The following is a 4,801-nucleotide window of genomic DNA, read 5'->3' as shown; positions in this document are numbered from 1 at the left end:
TGCATTATGTGAAACACCCATCTTCTTCGCAAACGCACGAACCGATAGACCCTTACGATTCTTCTTATTCATAGTTGCTCCATTTTGAATGGTATATACGAATTATTGTACACTTTAATTATTGACAAGGCTTTATTTTTCGTGTACATAAAATATATGAAGATAGTGTGGGATGAACCAAAAAGAGCTTTAAACATTGTTAAACATAAGCTTGATTTTGCTGATGTTATTTACTTTGACTGGGAACATGCTCTTATTGATGCAACCCATTCAAACCGCATGAAGGCTATTGGACATTTTGCGGATGGCACAACAGTTATTGTTTTTGCAAAGCTTGGCAATGAAGCGATATCCATTATCAGTTTTCGTCAAGCGAATAAAAAAGAAAGAGAGGTTTTCAATGACTATCAAAAAAACCTTTGAAACAGGATGTGGCTATACAAAAGAAGACTGGGACGCTGTGGATTCCCCACCACTAACAGATGAAGAACTTGCACGCTTAAAGCCAGCTAAAGACGTTTTACCAGCCTCTTTTTTTAAGTATGTAACAGAAGAGCGCCGTAAACGTGGGCGTCCACCCGTTGAATCTCCTAAACAAGCGGTTACTCTCCGTCTCGACCCAAATGTTATTGCCTCTTTTAAAAAACAAGGAAAAGATTGGCGAACACGTATGGGTGAAGTCTTAAAAAAAGCAAGTGGCAGCTAAACCAACCACCTCCCCATTTTTGAGAACGGGGAGGGGAGTTCTGTTTTTAAGTTAAGCAACCTTTTTAATGGGGCTTTCTAAATCTGGTTCGTAAGCTTTCAAAAAAGGATTCATAGCCATGGGAAACTCTGAAGCTCCGAAATCTGTAAGAACTGCCAGAATCTTTGTAAAATTGGGCACTTCATCTTGAAGTTCTAAAATCAAAGCTTTTTCCACCACGCCCATGACCTGCACCAGCGTGTTACAATCCTCATCTCCAACACTTTGATGATTGGAAAATTGAGCCAACGCTATCCACAAATCGCATAAGAAGTCGACACTGCTATTCATTGCACACCCCCAAAGATTTGCTCTCTCAAACATGCCAATCCTCTGGATGTAATTTTTGTTGAAGGGAGCACTTTTTCTGTACCATCTGGTCTTTGAATGGTGATAGCAGGACAGTCCATGAAACCTTTTTTGATTTTATCTTGATAAGGTAACAGAGGCGCCCCTGGAGTACGCCGATACACCCAACCATGTTTACGCAAGTAATCAGTTAAATCCTTTGGTCGTACTTCCAACATCTTTGCTGCTTCAATAAGACCGAATAAACCATCAGAGCGTTTTAAGCCTTCCAAAGCCTCTGCTTTAGGCTTGAGTGTATTCACCTCATTTCTTAAGTCTTCTAATTGATTAATACTCTCTAAAAGGAGCTGTTTGATCGTAAGAGGATTTTCCAATGCATTGGCAAGATTTATTTGCGGTGTTGCTACTTGTTTCAAAAGTCGTTCACATTTGATAAAATATTGACGAGCTTCATGTCCTTTATCGTTACGCTCTATCATGGAAAGGTGTTTAGCCATGTCTAAGGTGAGGTAGTATTCTATGCTTGGGCGCCCACCTTTTTCTAAATTTTTAGAAAAACCTATAAAGTCTATATTTTCTCGAAAATTACATTCTTTAATGCGATTTTTAATCCAGTCTGCAAACTTTGATGTAATTTCCAAAAATGCGTGCAATTCACGCGCATTAACAGTTTGAACAGTTTCCTGATCAATAACCTGTTCTGATATTTCTATAAGTGTGTTCATAATGAACTCCTAGTTGTTAGAGGTTTCTTAATGACACTCTAAAAGAGTGCCGGGCGCTAAGAAACACGGCAACTAGCCCGTCGTTATGCTTTCCCCGAAAGGGTATTATATGGCATAACCACACCCGACAATATTATTATATGCATATAGCATACAATGAGTCAAAGCTTTTAAATTGCGGAAAACGAGTTATTTCGGCAACCAATCCGCTAGTTGTTTTAAGGTGTTTCTTAGGCACCTGATTCGACAATAGATATAATGATACTGTCTTGTCAAGTGATAAAAAACTTTTTCTAAAAAATAATCCACTATTGTACAGTGTGTATATGAGGACACATTAAATTTGTTATTTATCAATGAGTTAAGTGTACAATGTACAGTTGATTTGAAAATTCTGTCGCTAGCGATAGTTCGCGCTCGCCTGCCCCGCAACGAAGCCAACCCGCTGGGAAGTACCTTTTGCATTGATTTTATTGTATTTTTTCTGGAGAAAACCAAAGCGCAAGTGATAATCTGCTTTAAAAATTACAATTAAAGTGAGTAGTGTGGTGACATAGCTTAAGAACATTATTTAGCTTTCTTATTGGCGGCATATTCTTGACGAGCAAGTTGGTACTGTATATTGGCAATTAATCTTTCATTGGCTTCTTTTACAATAGCACTTGCAATTTCTGGCTTAGACATCACTTTAGCAATTGAAGGTCCTTCTTGTTTTGCAATGGGGAATTGATCTCCGTCATCTCTTTGAAACACATTCCCTCCCATTTTCAATTCAACACGCTTTGGAAAACTGCCTCCCTTGATAAAACCATGGGGTAAGATTTCTTTCTTTCCAAACAGTGTGTAAGTTACGCCGCGTTTTGTTTCGTTTGCTTTAAAAAATTTAAGAGGTATCGGTGTTCCAGAACCAATGATATCTGTCTCAAGAAACCTTGCTGTTGCCTTTTCTTTAATATAAACACCTCTTCTTATACGCTTTATTTGGGCTGATGAGATGTCTGCAACTTGCTTTTCAGTAAAGCGTTCAACTTGTTTTGCTGCAGTGTTTAGAGCATTACGCAGAGCCCAATTAAGGCGTGGTGCTTGAAGGTTTGTGAAGGTATCCTTCACCTGTTGAAGATAGCATTTTGGGTGGATGATTAACTTCAACTTCTAAGCCTTTTTTGGGGTAGGTGACTTGGAAGCTTTAGATGCTTTTGGCTGTTCGAGTGGAATTTCCTCTGTCACTGGTTCAGACGATGTTTGTACGGCTTCTTGTTTTATCTGCTTAATTTGTTCAACTGCCTTGTCTGTTTTTGCTGTTGTCTTGACTCCAATAAAAGGTTTTACAGCATTAGCGCGCTTGAGACGTGCGTAGACTTGATTGGAAACTTCAACAAATGGATTATTGGGTGTTGATGGTTCAAATCGAACAGTGCTTTTATTGTCTCCAACAACACACATTGGCTTAGTGATGACAGTTTTCATCATTGCTCCTTTTGAGTCATAATTAATGACATCATTAGTCAAATATTGATTGTTATTCTGTGAAAAATTGATTAGTCAGAATTATCTAGAAAACAGAGCTTTCTAGCCATATTAAAGGCTTGATATTTCATTGAATTTTTGGGAATATTTTTGAATTTTGGACGCAATACAACCAATGCAGTGCCATCATTAAATACGATTTTTTACACCATGCCAACAAAAAAATCTATATTTTAGATTTTATAAATTATTGTGAAATTATTATAGGAGGGAAAGGCAATGACAGGTCCAGAAATATTAGATGCCATGTATATAATATCAATGATAGTTATATCCCTCTTAACTATAGCGTTTTGTTTGCCTGCCGCCTTTTGATTTTCATTAATAGTTTGCGGATCATATGCAATTACACGCTTTTGTAAAAAAATCGAGAGTGAGAAATTTTTCCAGATTGATGAGCTAAATATTAAGCTCGTGACGGGCTGCTGTTGCCAAAAAAGCAGATCTTGTTAAACCTCTCTTTTGTGCACAATTATCAATTGCACGTAAAAGCCCTCGTTCAATTGATATATTTGTGCGTATGACTTCTGAATCATTTTCAATAAAAGGAACTTGTATTAAAAAAGCTCCTTCTGACAAAGCTGTTTTGACAGATTTCCGTTGTATGACTTCTTCAAATTTTGAAGGAATAGGCACTCTATCTATATCTTCACAATAAAGTTGGAGTGCTTCTGTTGCATTTGCGATTAAATTTTCTTCCTCATCAGCAGCAGAAAAAAGTCCCTCAAAATCAGGAAACTGAACACCAAAAGCAGATTCTTCATCTTTATGAACAAGAGCAAAAAATCTTTTCATTCTTCTTCTCCTTCTTTTAACCAGCCTGCTTGTTGTGCGATAGAACGTGCTGTACCAATCGGAAGATTTTTTTTAGGATGTGGAACGATAACAACCTTATCATCTTTTTTAAATTTATGATGAGAACCTTTCACTTTGATAAGTTCAAAGCCATCACGCTTTAATTTTGCAATGATTTTTCGGCTATCTTGTTCCATTACCTAAACTCATAATGTGTAAATATATACACATTTTAATGATTTTTCATCTGATGTCAATTCTTTTTTAATGGCTAAAATGCTTATGAAGCGCATTAAGAACAATACGCAAAGAGCTAACAAGATGTGTTAACGATTGATCTTCTATAACAAGATATTGTAATGCAGCGTAAAGATTATACTGTCTATAGAGGTGTTGTGTTTCTTTGATAACCTCTTTCGTCTCTTCATAACAATGAGTTGCTCTTTCAATCCACCGTTTTTGTGCCTCCTCATTTGATGAAGGAGTAAAGTTATCATAAATTGCATTAGGCAATCCTTTTGCACATAGATAATTGTTTTTCACTTCAAGATATTTTTGTGCAGCATCATATTGGTCTTGATTGATTTCACCTTGCAAATAAAACCGCCCGATATAGGTTCCGGAAAGCGGATTTTTAGCCTCTTCTATGGTCAAGCCAAAGCGTTTGGCACGCATTTCAATTGCCAATTTATCCATGGGT

Annotated in this window: 9 protein-coding genes; 2 read left to right on the top strand and 7 right to left on the bottom strand. The window is 37.1% G+C overall.

Annotated features, from left to right (window positions below; all coding sequences use genetic code 11):
• Positions 1-156: 156 nt before the first annotated feature.
• Together ACFIMM_RS03530 and ACFIMM_RS03525 are read left to right on the top strand one after the other, a co-directional pair.
• Positions 157-423: a BrnT family toxin gene (locus ACFIMM_RS03530; RefSeq protein WP_375613975.1), complete on the top strand. Its 267-nt coding sequence runs from the start codon at positions 157-159 to the stop codon at positions 421-423.
• Positions 401-706: a BrnA antitoxin family protein gene (locus ACFIMM_RS03525; protein WP_006589112.1), complete on the top strand. Its 306-nt coding sequence runs from the start codon at positions 401-403 to the stop codon at positions 704-706. Before ACFIMM_RS03530 ends, ACFIMM_RS03525 begins: the two co-directional genes overlap by 23 nt.
• Before the next feature lie 51 nt (positions 707-757).
• Here the strand turns inward: ACFIMM_RS03525 and ACFIMM_RS03520 are convergent, their stop codons facing one another.
• The 7 genes from ACFIMM_RS03520 to ACFIMM_RS03490 form a co-directional block, all read right to left on the bottom strand.
• Positions 758-1,036 (bottom strand): hypothetical protein, encoded by a 279-nt coding sequence (locus ACFIMM_RS03520; protein ID WP_375613974.1) that lies wholly within the window; start codon positions 1,034-1,036, stop codon positions 758-760.
• Positions 1,033-1,779 (bottom strand): antA/AntB antirepressor family protein, encoded by a 747-nt coding sequence (locus ACFIMM_RS03515; protein WP_375629428.1) that lies wholly within the window; start codon positions 1,777-1,779, stop codon positions 1,033-1,035. Before ACFIMM_RS03515 ends, ACFIMM_RS03520 begins: the two co-directional genes overlap by 4 nt.
• A gap of 567 nt (positions 1,780-2,346) precedes the next feature.
• Positions 2,347-2,928, bottom strand: a complete 582-nt coding sequence (locus ACFIMM_RS03510) for a hypothetical protein (RefSeq protein ID WP_375682510.1) — start codon at positions 2,926-2,928, stop codon at positions 2,347-2,349.
• Positions 2,929-2,931: 3 nt separating this feature from the next.
• Positions 2,932-3,246: a hypothetical protein gene (locus tag ACFIMM_RS03505; RefSeq protein ID WP_375675079.1), complete on the bottom strand. Its 315-nt coding sequence runs from the start codon at positions 3,244-3,246 to the stop codon at positions 2,932-2,934.
• A 459-nt stretch (positions 3,247-3,705) separates the two neighbouring features.
• Positions 3,706-4,101, bottom strand: coding sequence for a type II toxin-antitoxin system HicB family antitoxin (locus ACFIMM_RS03500; protein WP_375613839.1), 396 nt, complete (start codon positions 4,099-4,101; stop codon positions 3,706-3,708).
• Entirely contained in the window at positions 4,098-4,298 is a 201-nt protein-coding gene (locus tag ACFIMM_RS03495) for a type II toxin-antitoxin system HicA family toxin (RefSeq protein ID WP_375612550.1), read from the bottom strand. The genes ACFIMM_RS03500 and ACFIMM_RS03495 overlap by 4 nt, the downstream gene beginning before the upstream one ends.
• 67 nt (positions 4,299-4,365) lie before the next feature.
• Positions 4,366-4,801, bottom strand: a 436-nt coding sequence (locus ACFIMM_RS03490) for a hypothetical protein (RefSeq protein WP_375692621.1), incomplete at its 5' end; no start/stop codon positions are given.

The sequence above is a fragment of the Bartonella sp. AP258QHHD genome (assembly GCF_042196145.1).
Taxonomy (GTDB): domain Bacteria; phylum Pseudomonadota; class Alphaproteobacteria; order Rhizobiales; family Rhizobiaceae; genus Bartonella.
The sequence above is the reverse complement of the archived record's forward strand: the minus strand, read 5'-3'. Positions and strand labels throughout refer to the sequence as shown.

What these genes read in the sequence shown, in the direction of transcription:
- ACFIMM_RS03525 (WP_006589112.1), top strand. Translation starts at nt 401, where the DNA reads ATGACTATCAAAAAAACCTTTGAAACAGGATGTGGCTATACAAAAGAA.
- ACFIMM_RS03495 (WP_375612550.1), bottom strand. Translation starts at nt 4,298, where the DNA reads ATGGAACAAGATAGCCGAAAAATCATTGCAAAATTAAAGCGTGATGGC.
- ACFIMM_RS03515 (WP_375629428.1), bottom strand. Translation starts at nt 1,779, where the DNA reads ATGAACACACTTATAGAAATATCAGAACAGGTTATTGATCAGGAAACT.
- ACFIMM_RS03500 (WP_375613839.1), bottom strand. Translation starts at nt 4,101, where the DNA reads ATGAAAAGATTTTTTGCTCTTGTTCATAAAGATGAAGAATCTGCTTTT.
- ACFIMM_RS03520 (WP_375613974.1), bottom strand. Translation starts at nt 1,036, where the DNA reads ATGAATAGCAGTGTCGACTTCTTATGCGATTTGTGGATAGCGTTGGCT.
- ACFIMM_RS03530 (WP_375613975.1), top strand. Translation starts at nt 157, where the DNA reads ATGAAGATAGTGTGGGATGAACCAAAAAGAGCTTTAAACATTGTTAAA.
- ACFIMM_RS03505 (WP_375675079.1), bottom strand. Translation starts at nt 3,246, where the DNA reads ATGAAAACTGTCATCACTAAGCCAATGTGTGTTGTTGGAGACAATAAA.